The 16,084-nt window shown below is 70.7% G+C and carries 20 protein-coding genes; 10 read left to right on the top strand and 10 right to left on the bottom strand.

The window, feature by feature from the left end:
* Genes EWH70_RS05650 through EWH70_RS05640 form a run of 3 tightly spaced genes read right to left on the bottom strand, consistent with a single transcriptional unit; the run spans position 1 to position 2,848 of the window.
* The gene (locus tag EWH70_RS05650) at positions 1-795 is read right to left on the bottom strand and encodes an ABC transporter ATP-binding protein (RefSeq protein WP_130474145.1); all 795 of its coding nucleotides are present in this window, start codon (positions 793-795) and stop codon (positions 1-3) included.
* Positions 792-1,862 (bottom strand): FecCD family ABC transporter permease, encoded by a 1,071-nt coding sequence (locus EWH70_RS05645; protein WP_240686810.1) that lies wholly within the window; start codon positions 1,860-1,862, stop codon positions 792-794. Before EWH70_RS05645 ends, EWH70_RS05650 begins: the two co-directional genes overlap by 4 nt.
* On the bottom strand, positions 1,859-2,848 hold the full coding sequence (locus EWH70_RS05640) for a FecCD family ABC transporter permease (RefSeq protein WP_130474144.1): 990 nt from the start codon (positions 2,846-2,848) through the stop codon (positions 1,859-1,861). The genes EWH70_RS05645 and EWH70_RS05640 overlap by 4 nt, the downstream gene beginning before the upstream one ends.
* Positions 2,849-2,915: 67 nt before the next feature.
* Between EWH70_RS05640 and EWH70_RS05635 the strand changes: the two genes are divergently transcribed.
* Entirely contained in the window at positions 2,916-3,893 is a 978-nt protein-coding gene (locus tag EWH70_RS05635) for an ABC transporter substrate-binding protein (RefSeq protein ID WP_205669033.1), read from the top strand.
* A gap of 5 nt (positions 3,894-3,898) precedes the next feature.
* On the opposite strand, the gene EWH70_RS05630 is transcribed toward EWH70_RS05635, so the two are convergent.
* Complete coding sequence (locus EWH70_RS05630; RefSeq protein ID WP_130474143.1) at positions 3,899-4,531, bottom strand: DUF3159 domain-containing protein; 633 nt, start codon at positions 4,529-4,531, stop codon at positions 3,899-3,901.
* Positions 4,528-5,127 (bottom strand): TetR/AcrR family transcriptional regulator, encoded by a 600-nt coding sequence (locus EWH70_RS05625; protein WP_130474142.1) that lies wholly within the window; start codon positions 5,125-5,127, stop codon positions 4,528-4,530. The genes EWH70_RS05630 and EWH70_RS05625 overlap by 4 nt, the downstream gene beginning before the upstream one ends.
* Before the next feature lie 159 nt (positions 5,128-5,286).
* Here EWH70_RS05625 and EWH70_RS05620 point away from each other — a divergent pair, with 159 nt between their 5' ends.
* From EWH70_RS05620 to EWH70_RS05605, 4 genes are all read left to right on the top strand, one after another.
* A complete protein-coding gene (locus EWH70_RS05620) occupies positions 5,287-7,518 on the top strand; it encodes a xanthine dehydrogenase family protein molybdopterin-binding subunit (protein ID WP_130474141.1) in 2,232 nt (743 codons plus the stop codon).
* A 10-nt stretch (positions 7,519-7,528) separates the two neighbouring features.
* On the top strand, positions 7,529-7,984 hold the full coding sequence (locus tag EWH70_RS05615) for a (2Fe-2S)-binding protein (protein WP_130474140.1): 456 nt from the start codon (positions 7,529-7,531) through the stop codon (positions 7,982-7,984).
* A gap of 23 nt (positions 7,985-8,007) precedes the next feature.
* Positions 8,008-8,679: a TetR/AcrR family transcriptional regulator gene (locus EWH70_RS05610; RefSeq protein ID WP_130474139.1), complete on the top strand. Its 672-nt coding sequence runs from the start codon at positions 8,008-8,010 to the stop codon at positions 8,677-8,679.
* 68 nt (positions 8,680-8,747) lie between these two features.
* Positions 8,748-9,224 carry a GreA/GreB family elongation factor gene (locus EWH70_RS05605; RefSeq protein WP_130474138.1) on the top strand — a complete coding sequence of 159 codons (477 nt, stop codon included), beginning with the start codon at positions 8,748-8,750 and terminating at the stop codon, positions 9,222-9,224.
* On the opposite strand, the gene EWH70_RS05600 is transcribed toward EWH70_RS05605, so the two are convergent.
* Entirely contained in the window at positions 9,221-9,697 is a 477-nt protein-coding gene (locus tag EWH70_RS05600) for a DUF6328 family protein (RefSeq protein WP_130474137.1), read from the bottom strand. The two genes, EWH70_RS05605 and EWH70_RS05600, sit on opposite strands and share 4 nt — an antisense overlap.
* Positions 9,694-10,608: a DMT family transporter gene (locus EWH70_RS05595; RefSeq protein WP_130474136.1), complete on the bottom strand. Its 915-nt coding sequence runs from the start codon at positions 10,606-10,608 to the stop codon at positions 9,694-9,696. Before EWH70_RS05595 ends, EWH70_RS05600 begins: the two co-directional genes overlap by 4 nt.
* A 91-nt stretch (positions 10,609-10,699) precedes the next feature.
* Between EWH70_RS05595 and EWH70_RS05590 the strand changes: the two genes are divergently transcribed.
* Entirely contained in the window at positions 10,700-11,254 is a 555-nt protein-coding gene (locus EWH70_RS05590; RefSeq protein ID WP_130474135.1) for a superoxide dismutase family protein, read from the top strand.
* Here the strand turns inward: EWH70_RS05590 and EWH70_RS05585 are convergent.
* Entirely contained in the window at positions 11,251-11,910 is a 660-nt protein-coding gene (locus tag EWH70_RS05585; RefSeq protein ID WP_130474134.1) for a hypothetical protein, read from the bottom strand. The two genes, EWH70_RS05590 and EWH70_RS05585, sit on opposite strands and share 4 nt — an antisense overlap.
* Before the next feature lie 113 nt (positions 11,911-12,023).
* Between EWH70_RS05585 and EWH70_RS05580 the strand changes: the two genes are divergently transcribed.
* On the top strand, positions 12,024-12,473 hold the full coding sequence (locus tag EWH70_RS05580) for an Lrp/AsnC family transcriptional regulator (protein WP_130474133.1): 450 nt from the start codon (positions 12,024-12,026) through the stop codon (positions 12,471-12,473).
* A gap of 107 nt (positions 12,474-12,580) precedes the next feature.
* On the top strand, positions 12,581-13,300 hold the full coding sequence (locus EWH70_RS05575) for a DUF2306 domain-containing protein (protein WP_130474132.1): 720 nt from the start codon (positions 12,581-12,583) through the stop codon (positions 13,298-13,300).
* Here EWH70_RS05575 and EWH70_RS35770 read toward each other — a convergent pair.
* A complete protein-coding gene (locus EWH70_RS35770) occupies positions 13,278-13,727 on the bottom strand; it encodes a hypothetical protein (RefSeq protein ID WP_205669032.1) in 450 nt (149 codons plus the stop codon). The two genes, EWH70_RS05575 and EWH70_RS35770, sit on opposite strands and share 23 nt — an antisense overlap.
* Positions 13,728-13,823: 96 nt before the next feature.
* Between EWH70_RS35770 and EWH70_RS05565 the strand changes: the two genes are divergently transcribed.
* Positions 13,824-14,075, top strand: a complete 252-nt coding sequence (locus EWH70_RS05565; RefSeq protein ID WP_130474131.1) for an outer membrane protein assembly factor BamE — start codon at positions 13,824-13,826, stop codon at positions 14,073-14,075.
* 32 nt (positions 14,076-14,107) lie between these two features.
* On the opposite strand, the gene EWH70_RS05560 is transcribed toward EWH70_RS05565, so the two are convergent.
* Positions 14,108-14,464, bottom strand: coding sequence for a hypothetical protein (locus EWH70_RS05560; RefSeq protein ID WP_130474130.1), 357 nt, complete (start codon positions 14,462-14,464; stop codon positions 14,108-14,110).
* A gap of 116 nt (positions 14,465-14,580) precedes the next feature.
* Between EWH70_RS05560 and dusB the strand changes: the two genes are divergently transcribed.
* The gene (gene dusB, locus EWH70_RS05555; protein ID WP_130474129.1) at positions 14,581-15,726 is read left to right on the top strand and encodes a tRNA dihydrouridine synthase DusB; all 1,146 of its coding nucleotides are present in this window, start codon (positions 14,581-14,583) and stop codon (positions 15,724-15,726) included.
* The last annotated feature ends 358 nt before the right edge of the window (positions 15,727-16,084 follow it).

Raw genomic sequence — 16,084 nt, 5'->3', positions numbered from 1 at the left:
CTACTCGCCCGGCGCCAGGTGCGCACTCACCGGAACCACAAGGGGCGTACCGGAGACGGGATCGTCGAGCACCCTCGCGTTCAGCCCGAACACCTCGTCGAGCAGGCTCTCGGTGAGCACGTCGGCGGGCGCCCCCTCGGCGACGACCTTCCCGTCCCGCATGGCGACCAGCACCTGCGCGTAGCGGGCGGCGAGGTTGAGGTCGTGCAGCACCATCACCACCGTGGTGCCGCGTTCGGCGTGCAGCCGGTAGACCAGGTCGAGCACGTCGATCTGGTGAGCCAGGTCGAGGTAGGTGATCGGCTCGTCGAGCAGCAGCAGGCCGGTGTCCTGGGCGAGCGTCATCGAGATCCACGCCCGTTGCCGCTGGCCGCCAGAGAGCTGATCGACGGCCCGTTCGGCGAACGGCTCCATGCCGGTCATCCGCAGTGCGGCGGTGACGGCGTCCTCGTCGGACGAGGTCCACTGCCGGTACCACGCCTGGTGCGGGTGCCTGCCGCGGCTGACCAGGTCGGCGACGGTCAGTCCCTCCGGCGCGACCGGTGCCTGCGGCAGCAGGCCGACGCTCTTCGCCACCTCCCGCGTCGGCATCCGGTCGATGCGCTTGCCGTCCAGCAGCACCGCGCCGTCCTTCGGCGCGAGCAGCCTGCCCAGCCCACGCAGCAGGGTCGATTTGCCGCAACCGTTCGGGCCGATGATGGCGGTGACCTGCCCGGTCAGGACCTCCAGATCGAGGCCGTCGACCACGGTCCGGTCGCCGTAGCCGAGGCGCAGCGCCCTGGCTTCGAGTCTCATGCGGTGGCCTCCCGGCGCGTGCGGACGAACAGGAAGATCAGGTACGGCGCGCCGAGCACGGCGGTCAGTACGCCGACCGGCAGATCGGCCGCGCCGGGCAGGACGCGGACCAGCAGGTCGGCCGTCACGGTGAGCAGGGCGCCCAGCACCAGCGAGCCAAACAGCGGCGGCTGGGCGGACCTGGTCAGCCGCAAGGCGATCTGTGGCGTCGCCAGCGCGACGAACGCGATCGGACCGGACGCGGCGGTGGCGACGGCGGCCAGCCCGGCGGCCAGCAGCAGCAAGCCACCACGGGCGGCGTCCACCCGGATGCCGAGGCCGCGAGAGGTCTCGTCGCCGAACTGGAGTCCGCCGACGGTCCGTCCGCACACCAGCGTGATCGGCACGAGCACGGCCAGTGCCAGCAGCACCGGCCCGACGGCCTCCCAGCCGACGTCACCGAGGTTGCCGACGAGCCAGGTCGTCGCGCGGGCGGCGTCGTCGACATCGCCGACGGTCAGCAGCCAGTAGGTGACGTTGTAGCCGACCGCCGAGATGCCGATGCCGATCAGCACCATGCGGTAGCCGTCGAGACCGCGGCGCCAGGACAGGACGTACAGCGCGATCCCGGCGAGCAGCCCGCCGATCAGCCCGGCCAGCGGCACGCCGAGCGCCCCGGCCAGGCCGCTGATCTGGCCGTAGTTGCCGGACAGCGTGATCACCGCGACCGCGCCGACACCCGCGCCCCAGGTGATGCCGAGGACGTCTGGGCTGGCCAGCGGGTTACGGGCGATGGTCTGGAACAACGCGCCGGACAGGCCGAACGCCGCACCGACCAGGATGCCGGTCAGGGTGCGGGGCATGCGCAGGTCGAACACGATCGCCGCCTCGCGCCGGGTACCGCCGCCCACCAGCGTGCGCAGTACGTCGCCGAGCCCGATGCGGGACGTCCCGAGCGTGATGTTGAGCGACGCGACGAGTACCAGCAGCGCCAGCGCGACGACCACCACGACGATGACTCTCGGGCGGAACGTCCACGCGAACGGTCCGGCGGCGAGGACCCTGCGGCCCGGCAGCGACGTCTTCACAGGCGCACCATGCCCTTCCGCCGGACCAGGACGATGAACGCGGGCGCGCCGATCAGGGCCAGCAGGATGCCGACCTCGAAGGTGTCACCGCTCACCACCCGGCCCAGCACGTCGGCGGACAGCAGCAGGACCGCGCCGAGCACCGCGGAGAACGGCACCAGCCAGCGGTAGTCCGGGCCGGTGACGGCCCTGGCGACGTGCGGAACGACCAGGCCGAGGAACGCGATCGGCCCGCACGCGGCGACAGCCGCGCCGGTCAGCAGCGTGATCGCCAGAACGCCGACCGCGCGGGTCCAGCGCACCCGCTGGCCCAGTGCGGTGGCGACGTCGGTGCCGAGCGCGAGCGTGTTCATGCCCGGCGCGTTCGCCACCGCGAGGACCAGGCCCACCAGCAGGAACGGCAGGATCTGCGTCGCGGTGGTGTAGTCGCGCCCGGCGATGGACCCGACATGCCAGAAGCGGTAGGTCTCCATGCCCTGCCGGTCGGCGAGCACCATCGTCGCCACCAGCCCGTGCAGCAGCGCCGACACCGCCGCACCGGCCAGCGCGAGCGTGACGGGCGTCGAGCCGCGGCCACCCACCGAGCCGAGCGTGAACACGACGACGCTGGCGACGAGTGCCCCGGCGAAACCGAACCAGACGTAGGCGTACAGGTTGTGCACGTCCAGCGTCACGACCGCGAGGACGACGGCGAAGGCCGCGCCCTGGTTGACGCCGAGCAGGCCGGGGTCGGCGAGCGGGTTGCGGGTGTGTCCCTGCATGAGCGCGCCCGCCGCGCCGAGGGCGAGGCCGACCAGCAGCCCCAGGACCGTGCGGGGCACGCGTAGCGAGCGGATCACGATGTCGGTCTCGCTGCCGGTGGGCGCCGTGATCGCCTGCCACACGACGTCGAGCGGGATGGCCCGCGCGCCGAGCGCGACGCTCGCGACGAGGACGGCCAGCAGTGCCACGCAGGACAGGCCCAGCCAGCGTCCCCGATGCTCCACGACTCGTCCCCTGTCCCACGGTTAAGCTGCGTTAGCCTAGCCAAGCCTAAGAACTCGGGAGACCCGCATGAGGTACCAGGCGTGTGTCGTGGCCGCGGCTCTGCTGCTCGCGGGGTGCGGTGGCGGTGAACCAGCGCCTGCCGAGCCTGCCGCGGGTGGTGCGGGGTTCCCGAGGACCGTCGATCACGCCATGGGCAGGACGACCATCGAGGCGCAGCCGAAGAAGGTCGCCGCGCTCGACGCGACCTACGTCGGCGCCGCGATGGCGCTGGAGACCGAGGTCGTGGCGTTCACGAAGTTCTCCGCCTACGGCGACGCGCTGCCGCCCTACCTCGGCGAGGACGCCAAGCGGTTCGGCGCCGCCGCCAAGCCCATCGGCGCGCTGGAGACGCCGAACGTCGAGCAGCTGCACGACATCGCGCCGGATCTGATCATCTCGGCCAAGGTGCGGCACGAGAAGCTGTACAACGAGCTGACCGGCGTCGCGCCGACGGTCTTCAGCGAGACGACCGGCGCGACCTGGAAGGACAACCTCCGGCTGCTGGGCAGGGCCCTTGGCAAGGAGGAGCTGGCCGAGCGGAGGCTGGCCGCCTACGCGGAGCGGGCGCGGGCCGTCGGCGAGGCGGTCAAGGCGAAGCTGGGCAGGCCGGCGACGGCGTCGCTGGTGCGGTTCGTCGAGGGCGAGCCGACGCTGCGGCTGTACACCAGCAACTCGTTCCCCGGAATCGTGCTCGCCGACGCCGGCCTGACCCGCCCGCAGGGCCAGCCCGACCTGCCCGACAAGATCTCGGTGAACCTCAGCCAGGAGGACATCGGGAAGGTCGACGCCGACCAGATCTTCGTGTCCACCTGGACCGACCCGGACGAGCAGGGCGTCGACGTCAAGGCGCAGTTCCAGGCCAACCCGCTGTGGGGCACGTTGAAGGGCAAGCGAACCGAGGTCGAGGACGGCGTGTGGGTCGGCTCGGTGAGCCTGCACGGTGCCCACGCCATGCTCGACCAGATCGCGCAGCACTTCGGCGTCCCCGTCCCGCCGCGCGGCTGACGGAATCAGCGCGCGAGCGTCCGGCGGCGTTGTTCGACCTTGCGGATCGCCCAGAAGCTGACCAGCACCGCGACGAACGTCAGCGGCCAGCCCATCAGCAGCCTGGTGACGCCCAGTGCGTCGACCTGGTCGGCGTCGTAGAGCCAGTTCTCCACCGAGAACCGGGTGAAGCACAGTGCCGACCAGAACAGGGTGGCCGCGTCGTAGTAGTGGCGCGAGCGGCGGTCGCGGCGCCACGACGTGCCCTGGCCGTTGAGTCCCGACCAGGCCAGCCCGATCAGCGGCCACCGCACCAGCACCGACAGCAGCAACGCCGACCCGATGGTCAGCGTGATGTAGATGCCCCACAGGTAGTAGCCCTTCGCGGCACCGACGAGCACGGCGACCATCGACGAGACGAGCACCCCGCCGAGGCCGGCGAACGCCGCGGTCAGCTTCTGCCCGCGCAGCAGCTGCACGACGCCGACGGCCACCGCCGCCCCGACCGAGGCGAAGATCGCCGGCCACATGCCGGTCAGCGCGTTGACCACCACGAAGGTGACCACCGGGACCGTCGTCAGGACCACGCCGGGCACCCGCCCGATGTGGTTCCACGCGGCGGTCAACTGCTCCTGGAACGTCTCCGGAGCCTTGGTCATTCGTCCCCCTCGAAAATCCGGTCGAGATACGTCCGCAGCATCCGTCGCGCGGACTCGGCGTCGAACACGTGCGGCATGGTCACCATGTAGTTGGACAGGCCGTCGAGAAACGCGGTCAGCGCCATCGCCTCCAGCGCCGGATCGACCTTCCGGGTCAGTTCGCCGAGCGTCCGCGAGGCCGCGAACGCCCGGTCGACACCGGCCAGCTGACGGTCGATGGCGGCGCGGTGCATCGCGGCCATTTCCGGATCGGTCAGGGTGACCGGGAGAAACGCCAGCCACACCGCGGCCTCGTCGCGGCGATCGTCGTCCAGCGGCAGCAGCAACTCCGCGAGCTGACGGAGCGCCTCCCGCAGCGGGCGGACCGACCGCACGTCGTCCACCCGCCGCTCGGTCCGGTCGAGCAGTGCCTCGACCGCGAACCGGAGCAGGTCGGTCTTCGACCGGAAGTAGCTCTGCACGAGGCCGACCGACACCCCCGCCTCGTCGGCGACGTTCACCAGCTTGGCCCCGGCCAGGCCGTCCCGGGCCACCACCCGCAACAGGGCGTCGGCCACCTGCATGCGACGGGTTTCGGCGTCAGCGGTGCGAACCATGCCTGAATAATACCATGATATTTTTTAGCGAACAGACCAGTCGAGATGCACCTGAATGGGGTAATACCGGCATCTGGACCGTACGCCCGGTCAGGGTTAGCGTGACGCGGGTAACAGCCCACTGACGTGCTGTCCCCACCACATTGCGAGGGTTTCCGCATGGCCAGCCCCACCACCGAACCCGCCCAACCCGAAGCCGGCGGCGGAATCGCTCGCCGCAGCTTCCTGACGTTCCTGGTCGCCGCGCCCACCCTGACGATCGCCACCAACCTCGGCGCCGACGCCCCCGCGGGCGCGCAGGTGCCGAGCCTGCCCGGGCCCGCCGACATCGTCGACCTCGGCGACATTCTGATTCTCGCCGGCACGCCGACGGCGAACATGCTGGTCCTGGAGGTCAGCGAGGACGACCGCGTGCGCCTGTACCTGCCGCGCGCCGAAGTCGGCCAGGGCATCACCACCGCGGTGGCGATGCTGGTCGCCGAGGAGCTTTCGATCCCGCTGGACCGCGTCGAGGTGCCGCTGTCCGACGCCCGCTCGGAACTGCTGTTCAACCAGCTCACCGGCGGCTCCAACACGATCCGCTCGGTCTACGGCCCGGTGCGCTCGGCCGCGGCCGCCGCACGGGCCCGGCTGCTCACCGCCGCCGCCGAGCGCTTCGACGCCCCGGCCGGCCGACTGTCCATAAGGGACGGTGCCGTGCTCGCGCCGGGCGGTCAGCGTGCCCGGTTCGGCGAGCTGACCGTCGCCGCCGCCAAGGTCAGCCGCTCGGCCGTGGCGGTGACGCCGAAGAAGGAGTCCGAGCACGAACTGGTCGGCACGCCGGTCAACCGGATCGACGCCCGTGCCATGGTCACCGGCAAGCAGCGGTACACCCTCGACCTCGACGTCGTTCCCGGCGCGTTGCCAGCCGTCGTCCGGCATCCGCCGACGATCCGCGGCACCGTCCGCAGCGTCGACGACTCGGCCGCCCGCGCGATGCCGGGCGTGGTCGACGTCGTGAAGGTGCCGACCGGGGTCGCGGTGATCGCGGAGACGTTCGGCCAGGCCATCGCCGCCAAGGACAAGCTGAAGGTCACCTGGAACCCGGGACCGAACGCGAACCTGTCCGACGACGACGTCCGGGAGAAGCTCCGGGCGGCAGCACTGCCGTTCGTCGTGCCGCCGCTGCTGACGCAGCACGTCGACGCCGAGTTCGACTTCGCGTTCGTCAGCCACGCGCCGCTGGAGACCAACTCCGCCATCGCCGACGTGCGAGCGGACCGTGCGGAGATCTGGTCGTCGCTGAAGTCGCCGATCGTGGCCAAGCAGACGATCGCGCGGGAGATCGGCCTGCCGGAGAACAAGGTCACCGTGCACGTCGTGCAGGGTGGCGGCTCGTTCGGCCGCAGGCTGTTCTTCGACGGCGCGCTCGAGGCCGCGCACGTGTCCAAGGCCGCGGGCAGGCCGGTCAAGCTGATGTGGACCCGCATCGACGACATGCGGCACGGCCGCGCTCGCGGTGCCACCCACCACAAGATCCGGGCGACGTTCGCGCTGGGCAACGTGCTCACCTACGAGCACAGGGTGGCCAGCGTCGAGACCGACCTGCGGCACGGCCTCGGCGAGATCCTCACCGCCACCGCCGCGTCGCTGCCGGTCGGCGGCAACCTCAGCTTCGCGCAGACGGTCTTCCTCACCACGGTCAAGACGCCCTACAACTTCGGCGTGGTGACCAACCTGCTCAACGAGGTCGCGCTGCCGCTGAACACCGCGAGCTGGCGCTCGGTCTACTCGGCCACCGCCCGCGGCGCCGAGGAGATCATGGTCGACGAGATCGCGGCCAAACTGGGCAAGGACCCGTACCAGTTCCGCAGGGCCAGCCTGAAGAACGACAAGCAGCGGGCCGTGCTGGACAAGGTCGCCACCGCCGGTCAGTGGGGCAAGGCGATGCCGAAGGGGTTCGCGCAGGGCATCGGTTTCCACGAGGAGTACAAGTCCCGGACCGCGTGCCTGGTCGAGATCGACGCCCGCGACCCGAAGAAACCGAGGGTGACCAGGGCGACGATCGCGGTCGACGTCGGCAGGCCGATCAACCCGCGTGGCCTGGAGGCGCAGATGCTCGGCGGGCTGACCGACGCCATCGCCACCACGCTGCGCGCGGGGCTGCACCTGGACAAGGGGCTGCCGCTGGAGGGCAGCTACTCGCAGTTCCACTACGCGCGGCAGAAGGACGCGCCGCCGAAGGTGCAGGTCTTCGTGCTGCCCGCGAACGGCGAACCCGGCGGAGCCGGTGAGCTGGGTGTCCCGGCCGCGGTGGGGGCCATCGCCAACGCCTACGCACGGGCGACCGGCACCAAGCCACGCCGCTTCCCGATCAACTTCGACGTCGACTTCGAGCCGTTCCCGCGCTGAGAGGAACCCCATGCCCCAGTACACCTTCACCCTCAACGGGAAGACGGTCTCCGTCGACGCACCGGCAGATCTGCCGCTGCTGTGGGCGTTGCGCGACAAGCTCGGCGTCACCGGTCCGAAGTACGGCTGCGGCATCAACGTCTGCAAGGCGTGCACCAGCCACCTGGACGGCAAGGCGGTCAACCCGTGCGTCGTGCCGGTCGCCGAGGCGGCGGGCCGGGAGGTCACCACCATCGAGGGCCTCGCCGACGGCGACGACCTGCACCCGGTGCAGGAAGCCTGGCTGGAGATGGACGTCGCGCAGTGCGGCTACTGCCAGCCCGGCCAGATCATGGCGACCGTCGCGCTGTTGAAACGCAACCCGAACCCGACCGACGCGGAGATCGACGCGATCGAGAACGTCTGCCGCTGCGGAACCTATTTCCGTATCAGGGAAGCGATCAAGAAGGCCGCCGCCAAGATGTGACCAAACAGGACTACCGTCCCCGCATGGGCAGGAGCAGAACGGCCGGCAAGTCGCCGGCAATCCTGGCGGCCTTCACCCGCAGCGTCGCCGAACGTGGCTACGACGGCACGAACTTCGGTGACCTGGCACAGGAACTGGGCATCTCCAAGGGCACCATCGTGCATCACTACGGCACGAAGGACCGCCTGCTCGCGGCGCTGCACGAGTCCTACATGCGCCGCAGGCTGAACGAGGCCCGTGCCGTGCTGCGGCGGCTGTCCAGACCGTCGAACCGGCTGGCCGCGCTGCTGTTCGCGTTCGTGCTGTACCAGGTGCACGACCGCGAGGCGACCGTCGCGTTCCAGCGGGAGATCGCACGGCTGGCCCAGCACGTGTCGATGGCGGAGGGCGCGCGGCTGCGGGCCGAGTACCTGGACCTGGTGCGGTCGGTGCTCGACGCCGGCATCGAGAGTGGCGAGCTGCGGCCGGGCGACACCCGGCTGCGCAGCCTGTTCCTGTTCGGCTCGGCGCACTGGGCGTGGACGTGGTTCGACCCGGCCGGGCCGGATCCGGTCGAGACCGTGGCGGCGAGCTTCGTCGACCTCGCGCTGGCCGGGCTGCTCACCGACCCGGGCAGGCTCGCCGAGCTGACCGACCCGGGCGGCCCGGTGCTCTCGGTGGTCAAGGACTGTCTGATCACTTCCGATGACGTTTGAGTGGTCGGGAACCCGCTCGGGCTGGACAATGGGAAATCCGTCTCAGCCGCGATTTCCGGGAGGACCAGATGGCCGCGAGCAACTTGAGCCCTGCCGCCCGGGAGCGGCTGGAGGACGAGCTCGCCCGGCTCCGGGAACAACGCAGTAGCCAGGCGCTGAACCTGCGTGAGGAGGACCCGGTCGGGGACAGCGCGGACCAGGCCGGGCTGCTGGAGCGGGCGGAGACCACGGCGTGGATCGACCGCCGCATCAGGGAGATCACCGACATGCTCACCCACGGCGAGTCGCCGGAGGCGGCGGCCCGCAGGGAGGGCCAGCTGCCCGACGGGACCACGGTGAAGCTGCGGTTCTCCGACGGCGAGGAGGAGACCATGCGGGTGGTGGCCTTCGCCGACGAGACGACCGAGGACGACGTCACCGCGCTGACCGCGGACAGCCCGCTGGGCCGGGCACTGATCGGCAAGTCGAAGGGCGACACCATCACCTACCGGACCCCGCGGGGTGAGCAGAGCGCGAAGGTGCTGTCGCTGAACCTGCCGCGTTAGCGGTCTTCCAGGCGGTGCGGGACGAGGAACCAGACGACGCCGAACATCACCGCCGTGGCGCCGCCGAGGATGGCCATCGCGATCGGGCCGTAGACGACCTTCCCGATCAGCGAGACGGTGGCGGTCACGGCGGCGCCGAGGCAGGCGAGTCCGAAGATCACCGAGCGGTTGCCGACCCGCAGGATGTCGTCGCGTCTGCCGCCGCGAAACAGGACCCGGTGCCAGGCTGCGGGTGCGGTGAGCAGCGCGGTCGAGGTCACCGCGAGCAGCACGGCGACCAGGTGCAGGCCCTTCTCGAAGCCGCTGGCGGCGCGGAAGTGATCGGTGAAGACCACGGTGAGCAGGAACCCGAACAGGATCTGCACACCGGCCTGCGCGACCCGCAGCTCGCCGAGCAGCTCGTTGACGTTGCGGGTGAGGCGCTCGTTCTCGGTCTCCTCCCCGGCCGATCTCGTTCCAGGGGTAGTGCTCACACCGCCTCCAGTTCGTGGACCACCGGCTTGCGCCGCACCTTCTCGTGCCAGCCCAGCGCCGTGACCGAGGCGATCACGACGACCAACCCGAGCCACTGGGTGAGCGTCAGCTGGGCGCCGAGGAACGACACCCCGATCAACGCGGCCGTGACCGGGAACGCCAGCTCCGCCAGCGTCGCCCTGGCCGCGGGGGTGGCACGCAGGCCCAGGTAGTACAGGCTCAGCGCGAGCAGCCCGGGGACGAAGGCAAGCAGCACTAGCCCACCAGCATTACCCCATCCGGGGAGGAACGAAACGCCCTGCACGGCGACGATCACCGCCGAGACGGGCAGGCCGACGGTGAACCGCAGCACGGTGACCTCGCGGGGCGCGATCGTCTTCGACACCAGCCTGCCGAGCACCGTGCCCGCGGCCCACAGCGCCGCGGCGCCGACCGCCAGCAGTGCCGCGCCGAGCACGGTCAGCTGGATGTCGAACGGGTCGGCGAAGGCCAGCAGCCAGGCACCCACGACCGCCGGGACGGCGAAGGCGAGGTAGGCGGGCCGGATCCGTTCCCTGAGCACCACGAACGCGGCCAGCACGACGAACACCGGCTGCAGCTTCTGCAGCACCAGCGGCGTGATCGGGCCGCCGGCGCGGAAGGCGGCGGTGAACAACGCGGTCGCCAGCGCCGACGAGCCGGCGCCGATGACCAGCACCGCCAGCCGTTCCCGCGCGCTGCACCGCCACAGCGCCCGCAGGGCCCTCGGGATGAACGGGATCAGCACGACGACCACGATCAGGTGCTCCCAGAACACCACGGTCGCGGACGGCAGCGCGTTGGCGAGCGGGAGGCGGAGCAGGCCGTCGGTCCCCCACAGGGCGGCGGCGATCGCCACGAGCCAGGTGCGGTCGGCCGGAGTCTGGTTCACCCCGTGATTGTACGACGTTTATAGAACCAATTCACTCGATCGGGCTACATGCCCTGGCGTCCGGCAGGGTGATCGCGATAGGGAGTGGCGTATGCGCCGTCTCCTCATGCTGACCGCCGCCACCCTGCTCCTGACCGCCGGAACCGCGCAGGCGGCCGAGCCGTCCCGCTTCGTCGGTGCGAGTGGCCGTTTCGACACCTACCGGCCGGGTGCCGTCGCCACGACGTACAAGCCGGACCTGGTGCCCGTCGGGTCGCGGGCGTCGGTGCTGGCCGTGTCCAGCCAGGCAACCGGCCTGCGGACGAAGCTGATCGTCCACGGCCTGCGGCCCGACCGCGAGTACGGCGCCCACGTGCACACCAAGCCGTGTGGTGCCACCGGCGACGCGGCAGGCCCGCACTTCCAGCACCGGGTCGACCCGAAGCAGCCGTCGGTCGATCCCGCCTACGCCAACCCGCGCAACGAGGTCTGGCTCGACTTCACCACGAACCGGCTCGGCTCCGCCGTTGCGAAGTCCACTGTGGACTGGCGATTCGGTGAGCGCCGCGCCGGGTCCGTTGTCATCCACGAGCACCACACGCACACCGACCCCGGCCACGCCGGAACCGCGGGTTCCCGGCTGGCGTGCCTGACGGTGAACTTCTAGATCGTCATCGCGGCCAGGGTCACAACGAAGAGGGCCGCGGTGGGCGGCGTACCGGCGAGCAGCCCGCGGGTCAGCTCGACCGACGCGGCCCGCCGCCCGGACAGCCGGGTCCCCGCGGTCATCACGCAGGCCAGCACCGGGAACGTCGCCAGCACGCCCGCCACCCCCGGACTGACCACTGTGGACACCAGCCCGAGCACGAGGACGAGCAGCGCACTGGTCGTGACCCGGCAGGGCAGCTCCCAGCCCGGCGGGCTCTCGGCGGCGGTCGGCGCGGGACGCTTCCGGTAGAGCACGGCCGCCGCGACGGCCGTCAGCGACAACCACAACGGCGGCGCGAGCAGGGCCGTCGCGGCGCAGGTCGCGGCCGTCGCCGACACGGCGATGGCGAGCGCCGCCCAGCCCGGCAGCCGAGGAGCGAGTGCCGTGTAACCGGCACAGAACACCACGATCGCCGGCATGCCGAGCAGGACGCCGTGCACGGCTTCCCGGCCGGCGTCGGCGCCGTCGGTCAGGGCGAGTACGAGCACGAACGGGCCGGACGTCAGCGGCAGCGCGGTGAGCCTGCCACCCAGCCGGTCGCCCCAGCGGCGCTGGGCGAGTGAGACGAGCAGGACGAGTACCGGGGCCAGCAGTGCCTTGAGTAGTACCTCCACATGTCTCGACCCTGCCAAGTCTCGGGCCTATTTTGTCTCGGAAATCTCGGATTACTGTGCGGTTAAGCCGTGATAATCTCGGTATTCGTCGATTCGAAGCGAGGTTTTCACGAATGGACGCCATTGATCGGCAGCTCGTGGCGTTGCTGCTGGAGGACGGCAGGCTCACCTACCAGGAGCTGGCCCGCGCGGTGCGGCTGTCGGCCAACACGACCGCGGACCGGGTGCGGAAGCTGCACGCGTCCGGTGTCATCCGCGGCTACCACGCGACGCTGGACCACACCGCGATCGGCAGGCCGCTGCACCTGATCAGTGACCTGCGGCTGCGGGAGGGCACCGACAACGACGAGTTCCACCGCGGGCTCGCCGGTATCCCGCAGGTGATCGAGGCGTTCCGGGTCACCGGGGAGTACGACTACCAGATCAGGGTGGCCTGCACGGGGACCGAGGAGTTCGAGGGCGTACTGGCGGTGCTCAAACGCGAGCACGGCGTGCGAGAGGTCCGCAGCCGCCTGCTGTTGCACCACATCCCGCTCACCCCCGGCAGCATCCTCGAACTCTGAGCCACGGGGGTTGTCCCCACCGCGGGTTCGCCGGTCCACACCATGGGGACGGTGCCCGGAAATCCCTAGTTTTGTTTCCGGACAACGGGAACGTGACTGGAGGGGACATGAGCACAGCGACCGTGGAACGGCCGGTTGCGGCCCGGAGCACGCCGTGGTGGCGACGACCGTGGGTACTGCCGCTGGGCGCGGTCATCGTCGCGTTCCTGGCCTACACGCTGCCGAACTACGTCGGCTTCGACCCGGCACGGTCGCTGGTGCCGCAGAGCTTCGCCGGGCACTACCCGATCCTGCTGGTGCACATCGGTTTCGGCACCGTCGCCATGGTCACCGGGTTTCTGCAGGTCTGGCCCTGGTTCCGGCAACGCCACCAGGTGGCGCACCGGTGGGCGGGCAGGATCTACGTGTTCGCCGGTGTGCTTCCGGCCGGCCTGGCCGCGTTGACGGTCGGGTTCATGACCCCGTTCGGCCCGGTCGCCGCGGCCAGCCACGTGCTGCTGTCGGTCGTGTGGCTGGGCACGACGATCGCCGGCTACCGGACAGCCCGGCAGCGGCGGTTCGGCGACCATCGCAAGTGGATGATCCGCAGCTTCACGCTCACCGCGTCGACGATCACCAACCGGGTCTGGGCGCCGGTGGCCGAAGCCGTGCTCGGTCCCCAGCTGGACACGACGTTCCAGGGCAGCCCGGTCGCGCTCGGGCACGCGATCGCCGGGCTGAGCGCGTGGCTGGGCTGGGTGATCCCGCTGCTGGTGGTCGAGTGGTGGCTGCAGCGTGGCAACCGTGCCCGCCGCCGCGCCCGGGTCAGCTCACCCGCGAAATCCTGACGACCGCGCTTCCGTCGGCGACGTGCAGCATCTCCATGTTGACGGCGTTGTTCATGGTGACCGAACCGTTGAAGGTGCCGATCATCCCGCCGGACATGCTCACCATGACGCCGTCGGCGGAGACCCGCAGGATCGTCAGCGCGTCGATCCGAGGGGTCGCCTTGACCTGCTTGCCGAACCTGATCACGTCGCCTTCCTTGATCTCGACCTCGCACGCGCCGTCGGTGCAGGCACGGAGGTTGGTCCCGTCGGCGGGCTTGGGCGGCGCGGTAGGGGTCGTCGTGGTCGGGCTCGGCGGCGGAGGCGGCGGTGGGGGTGCGCTGGGCGGCGGAGGTGGTGGCGGGGGCGCGGCCGCCGGTGCGGCGCTGCCACATCCGGCGAGGGCGAGCACGGCGGCGAGCGCGGCGACGGCGGTCCTGGCGAGCATGATCCGACGTTGACACGGGAAACGACGCCGGGACCGGCCGTGGCCGCAACCTGCCGTCGGGGGACCGGTCCCCGCCGGAAGCCGTACCGTCCGGTCATGGGCACCATCACCGTGGGAATGACCAAGCGGCAGGTCAAGCGGCTGCTGGGTCCGCCGAGCGCCAAGACCAGCACCCGGTCCTACCTGCGCGAGACGCGCCGCGCCGGCGGTTCGGTCGCCGGGTTCGGGCGTGTGCCGCGCGACGCGTACTGGCTCTACCTCGGCAAGCCCGGCGACCGCGACATCCAGATCGTGTTCCGGGGCAACCGGGTGACCGAGGTGACGACGCCCCCGGCCCGGGCGACCTGAGTCATCGCCCGAACGGCATGGCATACCGGTGTTCAGCCGACCGGCGTGAGTGTGCCTTCGGAATTGGTCAGGCGGGTGACCAGCCGCAGCGGGCCGGGGTGTGGGACCAGCACGATCGACGCGAACGGAGTCGATGTGTATCCGGTCGCGTGGTTGGTCTGCAGGTGCACGCTGACGTGCACGTTCCGGTCAGCGGGGATCTCGAACGAGACCGCACCCCAGGAAACCACGTACTGCCTCCCGTCGATGCTCGCCATGGGCACGTAGTACCGCACCGCATTGCCCGAGACGGGAGGAATTTCGACGGTGAGCAGTCGGCGCGGGCCCTCGTGGTTGTCGACGTAGGGAATCACGCCGGGCATCGTGGCCAGGTCGGTCGGGTCGGTCATCTCTCGGGTTCTCCGGGGTCGGCTGGCTGGCGAAGCCTACCGAACTTCCTCCTGGTACAGCCTCGGTTCGAATTCCGAGGCCACCCCGGACCGCGTGGCGGACACCACAGGCGACAATGGAGGACGTGACCGCGACCCTGAGCAAGCCCGCACTGAGGATCGGCCCGTACGAGGTCGACCCTCCGGTCGTGCTGGCCCCGATGGCCGGGATCACGAACGTCGCCTTCCGCCGGCTCTGCCAGGAGTACGGCGCGGGCATCTACGTCTGCGAGATGATCACCGCACGCGCCGTCGTCGAGCGGCATCCGGGCACCATGCACATGATGACCTTCGGGCCCAACGAGAAGCCCAGGTCCATGCAGCTCTACGGCGTCGACCCGAAGACCATGCGGGAAGCGGTCAAGATCATCGTCGGCGAGGGCCTGGCCGACCACATCGACTCCAACTTCGGCTGCCCCGTCGCCAAGGTGACCCGCAAGGGCGGGGGCGCGGCGCTGCCGTTCAAGCGGCGGCTGTTCGCCGACATCGTCCGCGAGTCCGCCTCTGCCGCGGCCGAGGCCGGGGTGCCGTTCACGGTGAAGTTCCGCATCGGCATCGACGACGACCACCACACCTACCTCGACGCCGGCCGCATCGCCGAGGCCGAGGGTGCCGCGGCGGTGTCGCTGCACGCCCGGACCGCGGCGCAGCGCTACTCCGGCAAGGCCGACTGGTCGGCCATCGCCCGGCTCAAGGAGGCCGTCACCGGCATCCCGGTGCTGGGCAACGGCGACATCTTCGCCGCCGACGACGCGCTGCGGATGATGGCCGAGACCGGCTGCGACGGCGTCGTGGTCGGACGCGGCTGCCTCGGCAGGCCGTGGCTGTTCGGCGAGCTGGAGGCGGCCTTCGCGGGCAGGCCGGTGCCGCCGGGGCCGAAGCTGGGCGAGGTCGGCCGGGTGCTGCGCAGGCACGCGGAGCTGCTGATCAAGCACGACGGCGCCCGCAAGGCCCTGCGTGACCTGCGCAAACACATGGCCTGGTACCTGATGGGCTTCCCGGTCGGCTCCGAGCTGCGCCGCCGGTTCGCCATGGTGTCGTCACTGGACGAGCTGGACGAGCTGATCGCCCTCCTCGACGCCGACGCCCCGTTCCCCGCCGACGCGGAGGGGCCGAGGGGCCGCCAGGGCTCCCCGGGGAAGGTCACCCTCCCGCACGGCTGGCTGAACGACCCCGACGACGACTGCGTGCCCGAGGCCGAGGACATGCACTCGGGCGGCTGAGCCCCAAAGCACGTGAAGGCCACCTTCACTACGTGAAACGTCAGGGTCTCGGCAAAGTCGGCGCTGGCGTCGGGCAGGCGGGCCGGAGGGCGGAACTCACGACGTGGACCCGGTTCTCGTGTCGTGAGGTGGCGGGTGACCGGTGATGCGGTTGTGACGCCTGGGACAGCTGGGACCTGTAGGTCCGCATGAAGGCCGAGTTCCTGTCGTCTCACGTGATGAAGGTGACCTTCACGAGCTTCGCGGCCCCGGGTGTCACGGCCCCGGTAGCCTCAGTGGTCACAGCAGGCTCGGCAGCCTCACCGGTCGCCACGAACGAGACAACCCCACGACCGGCGAACTCCCCCAATGCCACATT

The organism is Amycolatopsis suaedae (genome assembly GCF_004214935.1).
GTDB classification, from domain to species: Bacteria; Actinomycetota; Actinomycetes; order Mycobacteriales; family Pseudonocardiaceae; genus Amycolatopsis; species Amycolatopsis suaedae.
This window is presented reverse-complemented; position numbering and strand designations above follow the sequence as displayed.